An 18268-nucleotide genomic window follows, 5' to 3' on the forward strand; every position below is an offset into this window, starting at 1 on the left:
CCTTGGCGACGTGTCTGCTGCCATTCGTGATCATCTGTTCCGCCGAGTTCTCGTCGCCGACGGGGCGATGGGCACCATGCTGCAGGGATTCGATCTCGGCCTGGACGATTTCGAGGGCTATGAGGGCTGCAACGAGGTATTGAACCGCTCCCGCCCCGACGTGGTCGCCGACATTCACCGTGCCTACTTCACTGCGGGCAGCGACTGCGTGGAGACCAACACCTTCGGCGCGAACCATGCGGCTTTGTCCGAATACGGCATCGTCGACCAGATCGCGGAGCTGGCCGAGGCAGGCGCCCGGATAGCCCGGCAGGTCGCCGACGAATTCAGCACACCCGAGCGTCCCAGATTCGTGTTGGGCAGCGTCGGGCCGGGCACCAAGCTGCCCACTCTCGGACACATCGAAGCAACCACGTTGCGCGACGCCTACCAGACGCAGGTCGAGGCGATGATCCGCGGTGGCATCGACGCGATCCAGCTGGAGACCTGCCAGGACCTGCAGCAGGCCAAGGCGGCCGTGATCGGCGCGAAGCGGGCACGCACTGCGGTGGGCGCCACCGATGTGCCGATCTTCTGCTCCATCACCGTGGAGACCACTGGTTCGATGCTGCTGGGCAGCGAGATCGGCGCGGCGCTGGCCACCCTCGCGCCGCTCGGCATCGACATGATCGGGCTCAACTGTGCGACCGGTCCCGCCGAGATGGGCGAACATCTGCGCTATCTGGCTCGCCATGCCGGTATCGGCATCTCGGCGATGCCCAATGCCGGGCTTCCCGAGCTGACCGCCGACGGGGCGCGCTACCCGCTGCAGCCCGAAGAACTGGCGAGTGCCCTGGATGGCTATATCGATGAATGCGGCCTGGCTCTGGTGGGCGGTTGTTGCGGCACCACGCCGGAGCACATTCGTCGGGTCGTCGAGACGATCGGATCTGAGCGTCCGGTCGTCAAGCGCGAACCGCAGATCGTCAACTCGATCGCTTCCTTGTACTCCGAGGTCCCACTGAAGCAGGACATCAGCTACCTGGCGATCGGCGAGCGCACCAACGCGAACGGATCCAAGGCATTCCGGGAGGCGATGCTGGCCGGCAATTGGGACGAATGCGTCCAGATCGCCCGCGACCAATCGAAGTCCGGCGCGCACGTGCTCGATCTGTGCGTCGACTACGTGGGGCGCGATGGTGCCGACGATATGGTGACTCTTGCGTCCAAGTTCGCCGGCGCGGTCACCTTGCCGCTGGTGCTCGACTCCACCGAGCCCGCCGTGATCGAAGCCGGGCTTAACCACATACCCGGCAGGGCCATCATCAACTCGGTCAATTTCGAGGACGGTGACGGCCCCACCTCCCGGTTCAACCGGGTGATGCCGCTGGTCAAGGAGCATGGCGCTGCCGTCGTGGCGCTCACCATCGACGAGGAGGGCCAGGCCCGCACCACCGAATGGAAGGTGCGCGTCGCCGAACGACTGATCAAACAACTCACGAATGATTGGGGCATGGACGAAGGCGACATCCTCGTCGACTGCCTGACCTTCCCGATCGCCACCGGCCAGGAGGAGACCCGGCGTGACGGGCTGGCAACGATCGAAGCCATCCGGCAGCTGAAGCATGCACACCCGCGGGTACTCACCACGCTCGGCGTGTCGAATGTCAGCTTCGGTCTCAACCCGGCAGCACGGGTGGTGCTGAACAGCGTTTTCCTGGATGAGTGTGTGAAGGCCGGCCTGGATTCGGCGATCGTGTCGGTTGCGAAAATCATGCCGACCGAAAGAATCCCCGAGGAGCAGTATCAGACCGCCCTCGATCTGGTCTACGATCGACGGTCCGGCGACTACGACCCGCTGGCCAAATTCCTGGGGTTGTTCGAAGGCGTGACCGCGGCGTCCCTTCGTGAGCAGCGCGAAGCCGAGCTGACCTCGCTGCCGCTCGCCGAAAGGCTGGCCCGGCGCATCGTCGACGGCAACGACAAGGGCCTCGATCATGACCTCGACGAGGCACTCGAAGCCAAGCCGGCGCTGGAGATCATCAATGACGACCTGCTGGCCGGCATGAAAACGGTCGGAGAGCTTTTCGGGTCGGGGCAGATGCAATTGCCGTTCGTGCTGCAGAGTGCCGAAACCATGAAGAAGGCGGTTGCCTACTTGGAGCCGCACATGGACGCCTCCGAGGCGGGCGCGGGCAAGGGCACCCTGGTGCTGGCCACCGTGAAGGGCGATGTGCACGACATCGGCAAGAACCTGGTCGACATCATCGTCTCGAACAACGGCTACACGGTGGTCAACCTCGGCATCAAGCAACCGGTCTCGGCGATCGTGGAGGCCGCCGAGCAACACCACGCCGATGTGATCGGCATGTCCGGGCTGCTGGTGAAGTCGACGCTGGTGATGAAGGACAATCTGCTCGAACTGAACGATCGAGGCATCTCGAAGCAGTTCCCGGTGATCCTCGGCGGTGCCGCGCTGACCAGGCCGTTCGTCGACCAGGATCTCGCCCAGCTCTACGACGGCACCGTCCGTTACGCGAAGGACGCCTTCGAGGGCCTCGACCTGATGAACAGGCTGATGGCCATCAAACACGGCGATCCCGGTGCCGAACTGCCGCCGGTGCGTGAGCGGCGGGTCAAGCCACGCAAGCTCGACCTACCCGATCTGGACGACGATTCGACCCGCTCGGATGTGGCCCGGCGGATTGACGTGCCGGCCCCGCCATTTTGGGGAACCCGTGTCGTCAAGGGCATTCAGCTCGGTGACGTCACCGATTTTCTGGATGAGAAGGCGCTGTTCGTCGGACGCTGGGGACTACACGCGGTACGTGGTGGCGCGACTGTCGCGCAGCTGATCGAAGCAGAGGGGCGGCCCAGGCTGCGCGCACTGCTGGACAAGATCCAGGCCGAGGGCCTCGGCGAATTCGCCGTCAGCTACGGGTACTTCCCCTGCTACTCCCAGGGCAACGAGCTGATCGTGCTCGACCCGGACGACCACTCCCAGGTCAGGGAACGGTTCGTCTTCCCCCGGCAGCCCAGGGATCGCAGGCTGTGCATCGCCGACTTCTTCCGCGACCAGGACGAGGCAGCCGCGCTCGGCCCCGACACCCTGGCCCTGCAACTGGTCACCATGGGTCAGCGCATCTCCCAGAGCACCCAGCAGCTGTTCGAGAACAACTCCTACCGCGAGTACCTCGAACTACACGGCCTGTCGGTGCAGCTCGCCGAAGCCCTGGCCGAGCTATGGCATCAGCGAGTGCGCGGCGAGCTCGGGTTCGCGTCCGAGGACGGGAAGATCGCCGACCAGATCGACGATCAGGACTACCGGGGCAGCCGTTTTAGCTTCGGCTACCCGGCCTGCCCCGATCTGGCGTTGCGTGCGCCGCTCGCCCGGCTGCTCGAACCCGACCGCATCGGTGTGGAGCTCTCGGAGGAGTACCAGCTCAACCCGGAGCAGTCCACCGACGCGATGATCGTCCATCATCCCGAAGCCAAGTACTTCGGCGTCCGGTAGGAGTGTGACGCAATTGGCCCGTTTCGGTGCGGACTGCGACAATGGTGCGGTGCTTACCCAGAACCGACCGGCGGCCGTGCTGTGGGATTTCGACGGAACCGTGGCGGACACCGAGCCGCTGTGGATTGCATCCCAGATCGAGGTAATGGCCTCCTACCAGGTCAGCTACAGCTATCAGCAGGCGGCCGCGCTGTGCGGGGTGTCGTCCGAGGTGTCGATTCAGTCGCTTTTCGACGCTTACGAGCAGCAGCGAGGCGAGCGGCCGCAATTCAGCGGGGACGAACTGTGGGGCCAGGTGCTCGACGGGGTCATCCGGCGGCTCAACCAGGAGCCGCTACCGTGGCGTCCGGGCGCCAAGGAACTGCTGGACGAACTCGGGCACGAAGGCGTACCGATGGCGCTTGTTTCGGCGAGCGAACGCCGGATGATCGACGCAGCACTGGCCAAGATGCCGCACGGAATCTTCGAGGTGGTGATCGCCGGCAACGAGATGCCCAAGAGCAAACCGGCACCCGACAGCTATCTGCTCGCCGCCGAACGCCTGAGCGTCCGGGCCGGCGACTGCATCGTGGTCGAGGACTCGATCTACGGCACAGAGGCCGGACGCGCGGCCGGTGCCGCCGTCATCGCGGTGCCCTGCATGCAGGAGCTCGGCAATTACCCGGGCCAGATCGTCATCCCCAGCCTCGCCGGTGTCGATCTGGGCAGGCTGCGCGAAATCTGGCATGAGACGAAAGAGGTTGTTTATGAGTGAGACCGACCCGGCCGCGTATTCCGGCATCCAGACCGGGCCATTGCGCGAAGGGGAATGGGTCTCACTGACCGACACCAAGGGGCACCGCAAATCGCTGCTGCTGGTGGCAGGCAAAACCTTCCACACCACCAAGGGCGGCCTGCCGCACGACGACATCATCGGCCGGCCCGAGGGCATCGTGGTCACCACCGTCGGCGGGCTGCAATACTTCGTCTTCCGGCCGCTGCTCAACGAATTCATGGTGACCATGCCCCGCGAGGCCGCGGTCATCTACCCGAAGGACGCCGCCCAGATTCTGATGCGCTCCGACATCTTTCCGGGTGCCAGGGTGCTGGAGGCGGGGGTCGGCTCGGGTGCCCTGACGCTGGCGCTGCTTCGGGCCATCGGCCCGACCGGCAGGCTGCACAGCTATGAGCGCCGCGCCGAGTTCGCGGAGGTGGCGAAGGCAAACGTCGAACAGTTCGTCGGCGGGCCGCATCCGGCGTGGACGCTCACCCTGGGTGATCTCGCCGAGGTCATCGCGGATGAGCCGGTTGACCGGGCCGTATTGGACATGCTGGCCCCGTGGGACCAGCTGGATGCCGTGGGTGACGTCTTGCAGCCGGGCGGAATCTTGTGCTGCTACGTGGCCACCACCACCCAGATGGGACGCATCATGGACACCATGCGCGCCCACGGTGGATTCACCGAGCCTGCCGCGTCCGAGGTGATGGTGCGCGACTGGCACGCCGAAGGGCTGGCGATCAGGCCTGGCCACGCCACCACGGCCCACACCGGGTTCTTGGTCACCACCCGCCGGATGGCGCCCGGCGTGCTGGCCCCGCTGCGCAAACGCCGCCCGGCGCCCGGCGCCTACGGCCCCGACTATCAGGGCCCGATCCCGCGCAATGTGCGTCCCGAGCACTTGGCCGCCAACAAGGCCAGGGCCGAGGAGTTGGGTTAGGTATACCCGGCCATCAGGTTGATGGCAGCTAGCCGCTGGCTGCGGGCCGGCGCTCAGCCCCTCTTGGCGCGCAACACCTGCGCCGCGTCGCGCACCTTCGTGCGGACGCGGTAAGCCTGGGTACTGCAAAGTATGAACAGGTCGGTGCCGTCCTCGCCGCCGAAGCAGAGATTGCCGACGTGCTGCTCCGCGCTCGGGATAAAGCCGATCTGTTCCCCGTCCGGGTTGTAGATATGGACGCCGCTGAACTCCGCGCTCCAGACATTGCCCAGTTCGTCCACCCTGATGCCGTCGGCGATGCCGTCGGTGATGGTGACGAAGTCGCGTCCACCCTTGCACAGCCGGCCGTCGATCACCTTGTAGACGCGGATGGCGTGGGTGCCGTCAGGGTTCGGGGTCTCGTCAGGCTGGTCGATCGAGTTGTCGGACGAATACAACAGCGACTCGTCGGGGGAGAACGCGAGCCCGTTGGGCATCTCGACATCCATGATCACCGGTTCACAGTGGCAGGTCACCGGGTCGAGCCGAAATACCCAGTGATCGCGGTATTCGAGCTCGCCGGGATGTCCCTCGCGCCCCCGGAAGATGCCGTAGGACGGATCGGAGAACCAGATCGTGCCATCGGATTTCACGATGACATCATTCGGCGAATTGAACTTGTGGCCATGCCAATCGGTGACCAGCGGAGCGGCCTCGCCGTCGCGTTCGACCTCGACCCAACGATTGCCGTGCGAGCACTGAATGACCTCTCCATCGAGACCGGTGGTGCGTCCGTTGGTGAATTCGACCTCGTCGCGGAAGACGCTCACCAGCCCCGTGACCGAACTCCATTGCAGGATACGGTTTCCCGGAATGTCGCTGAAGCGGAGCGCCTTCTGATCGGGCAGCCATACCGGCCCCTCCGCCCACTGCGCTCGTATCGACCCATCACCGAGGAGTTCCAGCTCGTTGCCCAGCAGCAGCCCGGTGTCGTCGACGAAACTCATGAGTTCCACCTTCATTCACTTGCGCACTTTCGTTGTGCATCTCTTGCGGATCCGTCGGCGCCGATGTCGGCAGCGGCGCATCGCGATGAATTCGTCTGTTGACCCGCATCCTATATCCGGGATCGGCGCTGACGCAGCGAGACCGGTCGGGCGGGGTAGGCTTTGTCAATCATGGAGACGGGGACCAACGAGCTGGCCAGTTCATTCGCGCATTATGCGGCGCGAGTCGCTCCGGAATCATTGCCTGTGAGCGGTGCTTATCCGGGCGAGCTGGCGCCACACGGCACGACGATTGTCGCTGCCACCTTCGATGCAGGTGTGGTGATGGCCGGCGATAGGCGTGCCACGATGGGCAACCTGATCGCGCAACGCGACATCGAGAAGGTCTTCGGGGCCGACGAATTCAGCATCATCGGCATCGCCGGTGTCGCCGGGCTGGCGATCGAGTTGGTTCGCCTGTTCCAGGTCGAGTTGCAGCACTACGAGAAGGTCGAAGGAATCCCGCTGAGTCTGGACGGCAAGGCCAACAGGCTCGGTGCGCTGGTGCGCGGCAACCTTCAACAGGCCATGAACGGCCTGGCCGTGATCCCGATGCTGGCCGGCTGGGATATCGAGCGAGCCCAGGGCCGCATCTTCAGCTATGACGCGACCGGCGGCAGGTATGAGGAGACCGGCTTCCATGCGATCGGCTCCGGCGCGGCGTTCGCGCGCGGCTCTCTGAAGAAGACCCATCGTCCGGATCTGGACGAGGACGCCGCAATCGCTGCCGCCATCCGCTCCTTGTACGACGCCGCGGACGACGACTCGGCCACCGGAGGACCCGACCTGGCGCGCAATATCTTTCCGGTGGTGATGAGCGCAACCGCCACCGGCGTTCGCCAACTCAGCACGGACGACGTTTCGGAAATCACCACGAGAGTTCTGGAGATGCTGTGAGCATGCCGTTCTATGTTGCTCCCGAGCAGCAGATGAAAGATCGTGCAGAATTCGCCCGCAAGGGGATCGCCCGCGGACGCTCCGTGGTGGTCTTGCAGTATCGCGACGGCATCGCCTTCGTCGCCGAGAACCCCAGCCGCACCCTGCACAAAGTGTCCGAGATCTATGACCGCATCGGCTTCGCCGCCGTTGGCAGATATAACGAATTCGAGAATCTGCGCATCGCCGGTATCCAATATGCCGACCTGCGCGGTTACTCCTATGACCGGCGCGACGTCACGGGACGCGGCCTCGCCAACCAATACGCCCAGCAACTCGGCACCACCTTCAGCTCCGGTGTCGATAAACCCTTCGAGGTCGAACTGATCGTCGCCGAACTCGGCTACCAGGCGAGCGGCGACCAAATATTCAGGATCGGATTCGACGGCACCATCAGTGACGAACCCGGATACACGGTGATCGGCGGAGCAGCGGAGACCTTGCGCACCGCCCTCGCACGCAACTTCGTGGCCGATGCAGAACTCGCCGATGCCGTTGAGATCGCATCGGCGGGCTTCTCGGACGGCACCGGCCTCGAGGTGGCGGTGCTCGACCGCACCCGGACGCGGCCGCGCACGTTCCGCAGGCTCGGCAATGCCGAGCTCGACCGGCTCAAAGGCCGGGGCTGAGATGGGCATCGAGCAGATATCACCGACACTGGTCATCGGGGCGGGGCTCGTCGGAGCCTCGATCGGCTGTGCGCTGACCGAAGCCGGTGTGGTCGTCCACCTCAAGGACCGTGAGCGTTCGCACACGATTGTCGCGGCCGGACGAGGAGCCGGGCGCCTGGAGGAGCCCGATCGGGCCGATGTCAAGCTGGTCATCGTGGCAACCCCGCCTGCCGTGATCGCCGAGGTGATCACCGCGAGCTTGGAGCAGTACCCGAATGCGGCCATCACCGACGTGGGCTCGGTGAAGGCTCGCATCGCCGATGACCTGGCAGCGCGCCGCATCAACTTCGCCCGCTATGTCGGCGGACATCCGATGGCGGGCTCGCACCAGTCGGGACCGCTGACGGCCGCACCCGAACTGTTCGTCGATCGCACCTGGGTGATCACGCCCAGGCCCGAGAACCCCGAATGGGTGGTGGAGCGGGTGCGTACCCTGGCCACCACCTGCGGCGCCCGAATCCGCGAATTGGACGCAGCGGAACACGACCGTGCCGTCGCCGAGGTCAGTCATTTTCCTCAGCTGGTCAGCAGCCTGACCGCGGCCAGGCTCGCCCAGGTGCCCCAAGACGACCTTCGGCTGGCCGGGCAGGGCCTGCGCGACGTGACCCGGATCGCCGCGTCCGATGTGAAGATGTGGCGGCAGATCGTCGCCGCGAACACTCCGCTGATCCGCGAGCAGCTGGTGGCGATGCGCGCCGACCTCGACCGGCTGATCTCGTCGTTGGACGATCCGCGAACAGTGGTCGATCTGCTGCGCCGCGGCAACGACGGGGTGCGCGCGCTGCCGAGCAAACGCGGCAAGCTGCGCAATGAGAACGTCTCAGTAGTGGTGGAGATCCCGGACGCGCCCGGTGCGCTGGCACAGCTTTTCGCGAGCATGACCGACAACGGCGTGAACATCGAAGACCTGTCCATCGAGCACGACCCGGAGCGTTCGGCCGGCTATCTGTCGATCGACGTCGCACCCGAGCGTGCCGATGCGTTGCGGCAACTCATCCGCGACCATGGTTGGGGCCTGCGGTCATAGGGAATTCTCGGCGGCCCCAGACCGTGATGTGAATATGGCAGACCCACGTGCGGGCAGCTCACCAAGGGAGCCCGACGTCCTCAGGAGCGCGCTGGGTCTGGCACGAATGATTCGCGAGAATCCCATTTGCCGGTACAGCAATGTCGCGCAGCAGCATTGTTGGCCTCGAAAATGGCAGCAAGCCTCCTTCTTGGCTCACCCTTCTCGTTGTCAGGATGCAGCGGTCTGGCAATCGTCGAATGATGGCTTCGACGTGATGCAGATCGACCGTTCTCGCTAAGATCATTTTCTGGCAAATTCAGCTTGGGAAGATGGGGACTATGGTGAGCACGGCACGAGAACCGAAGCTGGTCATTGCGATCGACGGCCCGAGTGGTGCCGGCAAATCGTCCACTTCGCATCTGGTCGCCGAGCGGCTCGGATGCGCCTATCTCGACACCGGCTCGATGTACCGGGCGCTAGCGGTGTGGTGCTCCGATCGGGGCATCGACGCGGCGGATGCGCAAGCGGTCATCGACGCTGCCCGTGATCTGCCGATGACGGTCTCGCCGTCATCCACGGATTTTGCCATTGCGCTGGACGGTGCGGACGTGACCGCGCGTCTGCATCTTCCCGAAGTTTCCGGGATGGTCTCCGGCTATGCCGGTATTCGCGACGCGCGCAACGCCCTGAACGAGAAGATGCGCGAGATCATCGCCCAGGCCGGGCGCATCGTCGCCGAGGGGCGCGATATCACCACTGTCGTCGCCCCGGACGCCGATCTGCGGATTTTGCTACAGGCCGACGCCGCCCGGCGTATCGCGCGCCGCGAGGCCGAGTTGAATGGCGCTGCCGACACCACGACCGTCACCGAGCAGGTGGTCGGGCGAGACGCCAAAGACGCCGCGTCCAGCCAATTCGAGACACCCGCGCCGGGTGTGGTGTTGATCGATTCGACCGAGCTGACCCTCGAGGAGGTCGTTGAGAAGGTCATCGACCTGGTTCCCGAGCAACTGCGCTGGCCCGAGGAGCACTGATTCCAAGGGTCAAGGCACCTGCTCGCGACGAAGCAGGTCAGATGAAGGGGCGCCTGCTCTCGAAGCCGGGCAAGCTCTCGACGATCGGTAGCCAGCAAGCCGCCGGTCACCGCAGAACCGGTCACCGTGAGGTTATAAGGCGGTACCGGCAGCTATGAGAAGACCACGCACGCCCACGACATCGTCGGCACGATGAGACGACGATGCAAGACAGATTCGTACTTCCGGTAGTCGGGTAGCGTTGGGCGGGTGAGTGAACCCGCAGTGAGTGAAGAATCAGCCGAGCGTCCCGTAGTCGCGGTCGTCGGTCGTCCGAATGTGGGGAAATCCACTCTCGTCAATCGCATCCTGGGCAGGCGCGAGGCAGTCGTCCAGGACACGCCAGGAGTCACCCGCGACCGGGTCAGCTACGACGCCGAATGGGCGGGCCGCGAATTCGTCCTCGTCGACACGGGAGGCTGGGCGTCCGATGCCACCGGCATGGCCGGGCAGATCGCCGAGCAGGCCGAGATCGCCATCCAACTCGCCGATGCCGTGATCTTCGTGGTCGACTCGACGGTCGGTACCACCGATGAGGACGAGGCCGTCGTCCAGGTGCTACGGCGCAGCCGCAAACCCGTCGTGCTGGCGGCCAACAAGGTGGACGATCAGCGCGGCGAAGCCGATGCGGCAAGCATGTGGAATTTGGGGCTGGGGGAGCCGTGGCCGATTTCGGCCCTGCACGGACGCGGCTCCGGCGACATGCTGGACGCCCTGCTGGCGGTGTTGCCCAGCAGCGACGCGTTGCATCCGGTCGAAGTCGGCGGACCGCGCCGGGTTGCCATCGTCGGTAAACCGAATGTCGGTAAGTCGTCGCTGCTGAACAAGGTGGCCGGAGCCAACCGGTCGGTCGTCTCCGATGTGTCGGGCACCACCGTCGACCCGGTCGACGAGCTGGTCACCATTGCCGGCATCGACTACCGGTTGATCGACACCGCAGGCATCCGAAAGCGGGTCAAGGAGGCGAGCGGCTCCGAATATTATGCGTGGCTGCGCACTCAGGCTGCGATCGAACGGGCCGAATGCTGTGTCGTGGTGCTGGACGCCTTTGAGCCCGTCTCCGATCAAGATTTGAAGATCTTGTCGCAGGTCGAGCAGGCCGGCAAATCGATGGTGATCGCCTATAACAAGTGGGATCTCACCGACGAGGAGCGCCGACGCTACCTGAAGCGCGAGATCGAACGCGATCTGCATGCCTGGGCCTGGGCGCCGTCAGTGAATATTTCGGCACTCACCGGCCGCAATGTCGACAAGCTGTCCAAGGCGGTCGAGTTGGCGCTGGCAGGTTGGGAGACTCGCGTCACCACCGGTCAGCTCAACTCGTTCCTCGGACGAGTGGTCGCGGCCCACCCGCACCCGGTGCGCGGCGGAAAACAGCCCCGAATTCTGTTCGGGACGCAGGCACGCACCGCACCGCCGACCTTCGCGCTGTTCACCTCCGGCCAGATGGACGCCCAATATGTGCGGTTCATCGAACGGCGGTTGCGTGAGGATTTCGGCTTCGAGGGCAGCCCGGTGAATATCGAGATCCGTGCCAGGGCCAAGCGCAAGGATCGCTGATCTCTCACTCGGATGGCGCGATGCAGAACTGATTGCCCTACGGATCTTCGAGGGTGTACCAGGAGAAGCCCTGCTCAGATCGACGTCCGACTGACAGGTTCATGCACCAACGTTAACCGAGATTCTCATCGCCACATTTGTTCCTTGTATTTCCAGGTTATAGCAGAGCGGGGGCCTTGCCGCAAGGCCCCCACTAGGGCAGATAATGGCTCTTCGCCCTTCTGGGCGCCATCACGAATCAGTGGAAGTGAGCCATGAACCCGGACACGACTGACATCTTCAATCTCTCGAACCCCGCCAAGACCGACCCTCGGCTGATCGGACCCGACCGCGATCATTTCCTCGCCACCCAGGCCTGCCTCGAGCGGCGCATCGCGAATCTGAAATCCCAGCTCGACGAGCTCCGCAGGCTTCCCGGCGGCAAAGGCCGCGAGGCTACCGAGCGCGACTCGCAGATCCGTCATGCCACGACCCAACTGCGCGTCCTCGAACGATTCGGCCTCGACATCTGTTTGGGACGCATGATTTTCGCCGATGATCCCGCGCATCCGGTCTTTATCGGACGCATCGGGCTCACCGACGACGATGATGATCAGCTGCTCATCGATTGGCGGACGCCCGCCGCCGAACCATTCTTCGCCGCCACCGGTGCCGAACCGATGGGGCTGGCGTCCCGCCGCAGATACCGGTGGCAAGACGGACGAATCCGCGACTACTGGGACGAAGTCTTCACCCCGGAAGGACTCGAAGACAACGCCGCCCTGGACGATCAGTCCGCCTTCATCGCAAGCCTGGGCGCAGCCCGCTCACCGAGAATGCGCGACGTGTTGAGCACCATCCAGTCCGACCAAGACGCCATCATCCGTGCGAGCTCCAAAGGCCCGCTGGTCGTCGAAGGCGGTCCGGGAACCGGCAAGACCATCGTCGCGCTGCACCGGGCGGCCTATCTGCTCTATTCCGATCCCCGGCTCGACGGACGCCAGGGCCAGGTGCTGGTCGTCGGACCCCACCGGCCTTATCTGAATTACATCGCCGACGCGCTGCCGAGCCTGGGAGAAGACGGTGTGGCGACCTGCACGCTCCGCGACTTCGTCCCCGAAGGCGCATCTGCAACCAAGGAACCCGACCCAAAGATCGCCCGGCTCAAATCGTCCCAACGAGTAGCCGAGATGGTGGAGCACGCCGTGGCCTTCTACGAGGAGGTTCCCACGAAAGCGTTCACGGTGGAGACGCAGTGGAATGAGCTCGAAGTGGACGCCTCCGATTGGCAGGAGGCGTTCGATGCCCGAGACCCGGCGCTGCCGCACAATGAGGCGCGCGACGACATCTGGTTCGCGCTGCTCGACATCATGATGGACAAGAACGAGGACGATATCCCCACCGATCTGCTGTACCAATCGTTGATCACCAACGACGATCTGAGGCGCGAATTCGGGCGGGCCTGGCCGATCCTTGAGCCCGGCGATCTGGTGGGTGATCTGTGGAGCGTGCCGGCCTTCCTACACCACTGCGCACCCTGGCTTGGTCGGGACGAGATCGCGCGGTTGCAGCGGGCAGATGCACACGCCTGGACGATCGCCGATCTGCCGCTGCTGGACGCGGCACGGCGGCTGCTCGGCGATCCTCTCGCATCCCGGCAGGCGGAAGAGCGCCGCCGCACGCTTGCCGAGCAGCGGGCCTATATGGATGAGGTGGTCGACTACATTCTCGACACCGACGACAATCCCGACAGCACCTTGCAGATGCTGCGTGGCGACGACCTGCGCACCAGTCTGCTCGACGAGGGCGCGGTATCAATGCGCGGGCGAGACGCGCTCGAGGGACCGTTCGCACACATCATCGTGGACGAGGCCCAAGACCTCACCGACGCCGAGTGGCAGATGCTGCTGGCGCGGTGTCCCTCGCGTAGCTTCACCATCGTCGGCGACCGGGCACAATCTCGTGCCGGCTTCGGTGAAAGCTGGGAGGACAGGCTGAATGCGCTGGGCATGCATGACGTGCGAACAGCGAAACTGACCGTCAACTACCGGACGCCGATCGAGATCATGGACGAGGCCGAAGCGCTGATCCGCACGGTGCTCCCGGATGCCGATGTGCCGACCTCGGTACGCAGCAGCGGCATCCCGGTGCACCACGGCAACGACAGCGAGCTGGACGCGATCCTCGAACGCTGGCTGACGAGTCACCCGGAGGGGACGGCCTGCGTCATCGACATGGCTGACCAGGCTGATACGACGAGTTTGGCCACTGACCTCCATGAAACGGAGCGTGAGAGCCAACTGAACTCGACGGAATCGATATATCGGCAGAACGGACGCGTCCAATGGCTGACCGCGGACACAGCGAAAGGGCTCGAGTTCGATCTCGTCGTCCTCGTCGAGCCAGATGAACTCGTCGACACAAGGGAGTTTGCCACCGACATCGCGCACGTTGTGGACCGCTACGTGGCGATGACCCGAGCCACTCAGAAACTGGTGGTTCTCTCGGAGGCCGGCAGCTGAGCAACTGACTGCACCCCTTGTGCTTGAATCACGCCATGAGCCAGTTCGCCTATCGTCCACCTCAGCAGCCGAATTCTCCGCAACCGAGCGAACCTGCAAGCGTCTGGCTGACCGTTCTCATGTGCGTTCAGATCCCGATGCTGGCGCTGCCGATACTGACTCCTGCCGTGCATTGGATGCAGGACAAGGGCGGCTGGCTCACCACCATTTACCTGTTCTCTGTCACGCCGATCTCGTTTCTCGTGCAGTGCGTGATTCTGGTTCTGACGGTGATCAGAGTTGGCCGGGTGCACCGTTTTCAGCTCGGACGACGCACCGGTTGGCCACTGCTCGGGTATCTGGCGTCAATGGTCGTGGTTGCGCTGTCGGTCTCGGACGTGGGTGACAGTTCTGACAGCGAAAGCCCATCGATCCTGGAACAACTGGGAGTGAATGCCGATCTGTCTGGCGGAATTGCGCTGGTCGCTTTCGTGCTGGCCGTGGGTACGGCCATTTGGTGGCTGACCATGGCGATCGCCGACCTGAACGAAGCCTCGGGAAGGGGGCCGGGATCGGCCTTTAAATTCGGTCCCCCGACCCAGACATTCCGAGGGCCTGAGCCTCGTCAGTTTCGGGGCCCTGAGTCGTGGGGCAAATAGACCACGACCTGCTCGGGCCGTTTAAGAGGATCTCGACTGGCTGCGACAACCGAATCTATCGGTGCAACCTCGAAGCCTCACGAAGACAGCCGCGCCGCAGTAGGTTGGTGGGGACGGACTCTCCAACGAAAGGAGCAGAATATGCCGAATCCATCAACCAGCTCTGCGAAGACCCATTGGGAAGGCAATCTCTTCCAGGGCAAGGGGCAGACCAGCCTCGCAACCTCCGGCGTGGCAACCTTTGATGTCAACTGGGGCAAGCGCGAAGCGGCCGGTCAGGGCACCACGAATCCCGAGGAATTGCTCGCCGCGTCCCTGGCCACTTGTTACTCGATGGCGTTGAGCAATGAGCTCGCGGGGGAGGGTCACGATCCCTCCAGCATCGATACCCAGGTGGATGTGACGTTCGTCGCCGGTCAGGGCGTGACAGGCATCAAGATCACCGTCTCCGGCGACGTACCCGGATTGGACGCCGAGGGCTTCAAGGCAAAGGCCGAGTGGGCGAAGGACAACTGCCCGATCTCCCAGGCGCTCAAGGCAGTTCCGAAGGAGCTCGAAGTCCACTGACGGCGTTCAGCGCCTTCGCCAGGACGCGGGCGATGGTCTGGCGCTGCGAAGCGACAGTTTTCCGAAGCGTCAAAAGAAGTTGCATGAATAGGCCCGGCCTGTTACGAGGCCGGGCCTATCTGCGTCGAGTCCGTTGAACTCTTCCAACTTCCATGAAATGGGTCTGCCATTTCAAGCTGGGGGCTCATAACCTACCTAAGCAGGGCGGGTTTTCGCTCTCAAATGAGGAGCAGAATCGTGACGACCGTTTCGACTCGGGCATTACGACATCCGGTGATCTCAAACAGTCCGGCAGGCCCATCGTCACAACCATGGCCGACCCTGATTCCTCGAAACTGATTACTCGGAGCTCTCTGGCCGACTGGCAAGCCGAGACACTCTGCGAGCGCGTTCGCCGATAGCGGAGGCAACTTCATCGGACCGTAATCCCCACGTGGCAGTCTGGAACTCGTGACCACAGCACTTTCCAACGCCAAACAAGCGCCGCAGCCGACCCATCCGCGAGATCCCGGCGATGCCTGGGTAGAGACGCCGACAGGAGAGCGCTATTGGGGACGATTCGGTGCCGCGGGATTGCTGGCTTTTGACCCGGAGGGACGTGTGCTTCTGCAGCATCGCGCCGAGTGGAGCCATCACGGTGGCACCTGGGGATTGCCTGGCGGAGCGCGGCATGAGGGCGAATCGGCCATTGATGGCGCGCTGCGCGAGTCCAATGAGGAGGCAGGTGTGCCTCGCGAGGCCCTCACGATCCGTGCAACCAACGTGCTTGATCGCAAGGTGTGGAGCTACACCACGGTCGTCGCCGACGTGACCACCCCGTTCGAACCCGTGATTTCGGACGCCGAAAGCGCCGGCCTTGCGTGGGTACCGGTCGAGGATGTCACGACCTACCCGCTACACCCCGGATTCGCCGCGTCTTGGAGCACTTTGAAGGCGGTCCTGGATACCCAGCCGGTCGTCGTCGTCGATGCGGCGAACGTCGTCGGTTCGACTCCGAACGGCTGGTGGCATGACCGTGCCGGTGCCGCGGCGCAGCTGATCAGCAAGATCGCTGCGCTTGCCGAGACCGGAGTTGCTGCGCAATCGCTTGATCTGCCGCTTGATCACTGGTTCCCGGAATTTGTTGTGGTACTCGAAGGGGACGCCCGGGCGGCGTTGGGGTCTCGAGGCGCTGCCGGTTTGAGTCGCGCCGTCGAGGAAGCACGGACGCCCTACCTGCGCGTGGTCTCGGCGTCCGGCTTGGGAGATGATGCGATCGTGGCAGAGGCATCGCGGCTTGCCAAGCTGAGCAAGACAGTGACGGTGGCCTCGAGTGATCGCGAATTGACCTCGCGAGTCCAAGAGGCCGGGTCGGGCTCTCGCCGGGTGAGCTGGCTTCTCGACTTGTTGAGCCAGGCACGAAGCTGAGGACCCGTCGCTGCCCAGGTGGCAAGGTAATAGACGAGCTACCGATGAAGAGGTGCTTGGCTAAGCGGACAACGTTCGGGGGCGATCCTTTGCAGGCACCCAAATCAGTCCTGTCGCGTTTGCATGTGTGACGTCAAGATTGATCTCGCACGGCTCATGGAGTCGGTACGCCTGTGGATTGACTGTGTTTCAGTGCGATGCGCACCGGCCAATAGCTGAGGAGGAATTCGAGTGGCAGCGACGTCAACGTGGTTACCACCACGATCGACTGGCGGCCGGGGCGAATCGCCGATTGCAGGCTGGCACCGGTAGCGACCAAAGCCAACGATGCCGCGACCGACGGCAGAGTGAGGCGCCGATTCGGTGGCGTACCGGGATCGGTGGAGGCTGCCAGCAACGCGGCACTGATCAGGGGCAGCAGTGCTGCTGCTATCAGATTGCCGGTCTGTGATTTGCCGGTGATCTTCTTTGCTGCCGAGCGGTGGCGGAAAAACGCCCCTGCCGCAACCCCTGATGCGGCGATGGCGGCTATCGTCGTGATCTGCGCCGGCGTCAGTCGTTCGGCCGCATCGGCGAGGATCTCGTCGTCGACGTCATCCGCATTGAGCAGCCCCAGGCGCACGGCGACAGCGCCCATGTTGATGGTCCAGCCAAGGCCGAAGACTCGCGGAATGATGAGACGTTCGTCCGACGGGTCAAAGGTGCCCGCGATGCGATCCCCGATACCGCGGGTGAACGAGTTCGGCATGCCAAAAATAGTGCGCGGCTGCTCCTGATTTGAATCCGCGAACTGCTCATTGAGGGCGGACGCATAGTCCTGCGGGTCGCCGGTCAGCGCGATCGCCTCGTCAATCGCTTCGGCTGCCTCACTCAGGGCGTCCCGTAGGTCATCGAGCGCCTGTTGGCGGGCGCGGCTGCGCAGTATCAAGTGGCGGTCGACTTGTGCAATGTAGTCTCCCATCGGCGAGTCGTTCATGACTGAACCTCCTTGAGCAGCGTGATGAGTGAAGTGGACAGTTGCAGCCAGGCGTCTCGTTGCGCATCAAAGCGGCGGACGCCGGCACGGCTCAACGTGTAGTACTTGCGTGGCGGGCCGGCGGGCGACTCTTGCCAGGTAGTGTCGACAAGTCCGGAGCTTTTCAGCCTAGTCAGCAGGGGATAGATGGTTCCGCTGGTGGCCTCCAACCCGCGCCGCTGGCCGAGTTCTTCAACAATCTCAACGCCGTAGCGGGCATGCTGCGCGAGCAAGGCGAGGACAGCCAATTCCAACGCCCCCTTACGTAGCTGCGTCGGCACATCTGTCATGGTTAGATGATAATGCCAGCTAGCTGGCGATACAAGATAGAAGCGTTTGCTGACCACGCTCGGTCACGACCGGGCAGAGACGCAGTTCGCACTTCCAACGGAGTTCGGGTATGGTTTCTTGGCGGGTCAAGCGAAGGAGAACTTCGCAAGGATCCGGCGGGCTGTAGCGCAGTTTGGTAGCGCACTTGACTGGGGGTCAAGGGGTCGCAGGTTCAAATCCTGTCAGCCCGACGAATGCCCTAGTGAGAACTACTTTCTCGCTAGGGCATCGTTGTTTCTGAGGTCAATGTGACCGCTAAAGTGACCGCTAGAGTTGAACTTTCCCGCGCCAACACCCGTGGCCAGCCTCGTGGTGGGCCGTCCTCTTCCGGGAAGACCCGCCTTCA

Annotated in this window: 15 protein-coding genes and 1 tRNA gene; 13 read left to right on the forward strand and 3 right to left on the reverse strand. The window is 63.8% G+C overall.

The window, feature by feature from the left end; translation table 11 throughout:
* Window positions 1-10 precede the first annotated feature (10 nt).
* The 3 genes from metH to QQ658_RS06135 are packed head-to-tail and all read left to right on the forward strand — an operon-like array spanning window position 11 to window position 5190.
* Window positions 11-3493, forward strand: a complete 3483-nt coding sequence (metH, locus tag QQ658_RS06125) for a methionine synthase (RefSeq protein ID WP_286026769.1) — start codon at window positions 11-13, stop codon at window positions 3491-3493.
* Between the two features lie 4 nt (window positions 3494-3497).
* Complete coding sequence (locus QQ658_RS06130; protein ID WP_286026770.1) at window positions 3498-4247, forward strand: HAD family hydrolase; 750 nt, start codon at window positions 3498-3500, stop codon at window positions 4245-4247.
* On the forward strand, window positions 4240-5190 hold the full coding sequence (locus QQ658_RS06135; RefSeq protein WP_286026771.1) for a tRNA (adenine-N1)-methyltransferase: 951 nt from the start codon (window positions 4240-4242) through the stop codon (window positions 5188-5190). Before QQ658_RS06130 ends, QQ658_RS06135 begins: the two co-directional genes overlap by 8 nt.
* A gap of 53 nt (window positions 5191-5243) precedes the next feature.
* Here the strand turns inward: QQ658_RS06135 and QQ658_RS06140 are convergent, their stop codons facing one another.
* The gene (locus QQ658_RS06140) at window positions 5244-6176 is read right to left on the reverse strand and encodes an SMP-30/gluconolactonase/LRE family protein (RefSeq protein WP_286026772.1); all 933 of its coding nucleotides are present in this window, start codon (window positions 6174-6176) and stop codon (window positions 5244-5246) included.
* Between the two features lie 171 nt (window positions 6177-6347).
* Between QQ658_RS06140 and prcB the strand changes: the two genes are divergently transcribed.
* The 9 genes from prcB to QQ658_RS06185 all read left to right on the forward strand — a co-directional run bounded on the left by prcB (window position 6348) and on the right by QQ658_RS06185 (window position 16577).
* A complete protein-coding gene (prcB, locus tag QQ658_RS06145) occupies window positions 6348-7112 on the forward strand; it encodes a proteasome subunit beta (protein ID WP_286026773.1) in 765 nt (254 codons plus the stop codon).
* Window positions 7109-7780: a proteasome subunit alpha gene (gene prcA, locus QQ658_RS06150; protein ID WP_286026774.1), complete on the forward strand. Its 672-nt coding sequence runs from the start codon at window positions 7109-7111 to the stop codon at window positions 7778-7780. Before prcB ends, prcA begins: the two co-directional genes overlap by 4 nt.
* Window positions 7746-8849: a prephenate dehydrogenase gene (locus QQ658_RS06155; RefSeq protein ID WP_286026775.1), complete on the forward strand. Its 1104-nt coding sequence runs from the start codon at window positions 7746-7748 to the stop codon at window positions 8847-8849. Before prcA ends, QQ658_RS06155 begins: the two co-directional genes overlap by 35 nt.
* Before the next feature lie 311 nt (window positions 8850-9160).
* Window positions 9161-9865 carry a (d)CMP kinase gene (cmk, locus tag QQ658_RS06160; protein ID WP_502928939.1) on the forward strand — a complete coding sequence of 235 codons (705 nt, stop codon included), beginning with the start codon at window positions 9161-9163 and terminating at the stop codon, window positions 9863-9865.
* A gap of 249 nt (window positions 9866-10114) precedes the next feature.
* Window positions 10115-11464: a ribosome biogenesis GTPase Der gene (gene der, locus QQ658_RS06165; RefSeq protein ID WP_286026776.1), complete on the forward strand. Its 1350-nt coding sequence runs from the start codon at window positions 10115-10117 to the stop codon at window positions 11462-11464.
* A gap of 254 nt (window positions 11465-11718) precedes the next feature.
* Window positions 11719-13965, forward strand: coding sequence for an RNA polymerase recycling motor ATPase HelR (gene helR / locus QQ658_RS06170; protein ID WP_286026777.1), 2247 nt, complete (start codon window positions 11719-11721; stop codon window positions 13963-13965).
* Between the two features lie 35 nt (window positions 13966-14000).
* On the forward strand, window positions 14001-14603 hold the full coding sequence (locus tag QQ658_RS06175) for a hypothetical protein (protein WP_286026778.1): 603 nt from the start codon (window positions 14001-14003) through the stop codon (window positions 14601-14603).
* 141 nt (window positions 14604-14744) lie between these two features.
* Entirely contained in the window at window positions 14745-15170 is a 426-nt protein-coding gene (locus QQ658_RS06180; protein WP_286026779.1) for an OsmC family peroxiredoxin, read from the forward strand.
* 450 nt (window positions 15171-15620) lie between these two features.
* A complete protein-coding gene (locus tag QQ658_RS06185) occupies window positions 15621-16577 on the forward strand; it encodes an NUDIX hydrolase (RefSeq protein WP_286026780.1) in 957 nt (318 codons plus the stop codon).
* 154 nt (window positions 16578-16731) lie between these two features.
* On the opposite strand, the gene QQ658_RS06190 is transcribed toward QQ658_RS06185, so the two are convergent.
* Both QQ658_RS06190 and QQ658_RS06195 read right to left on the reverse strand, forming a co-directional pair.
* The gene (locus tag QQ658_RS06190; RefSeq protein WP_286026781.1) at window positions 16732-17553 is read right to left on the reverse strand and encodes a DUF5808 domain-containing protein; all 822 of its coding nucleotides are present in this window, start codon (window positions 17551-17553) and stop codon (window positions 16732-16734) included.
* On the reverse strand, window positions 17550-17882 hold the full coding sequence (locus QQ658_RS06195) for a PadR family transcriptional regulator (protein ID WP_286026782.1): 333 nt from the start codon (window positions 17880-17882) through the stop codon (window positions 17550-17552). Before QQ658_RS06195 ends, QQ658_RS06190 begins: the two co-directional genes overlap by 4 nt.
* A gap of 157 nt (window positions 17883-18039) precedes the next feature.
* Here QQ658_RS06195 and QQ658_RS06200 point away from each other — a divergent pair.
* Window positions 18040-18113, forward strand: a tRNA-Pro gene (locus QQ658_RS06200).
* The last annotated feature ends 155 nt before the right edge of the window (window positions 18114-18268 follow it).

Origin of the sequence: Propionimicrobium sp. PCR01-08-3, assembly GCF_030286045.1 — a bacterium.
Lineage (GTDB): Bacteria > Actinomycetota > Actinomycetes > Propionibacteriales > Propionibacteriaceae > Brooklawnia.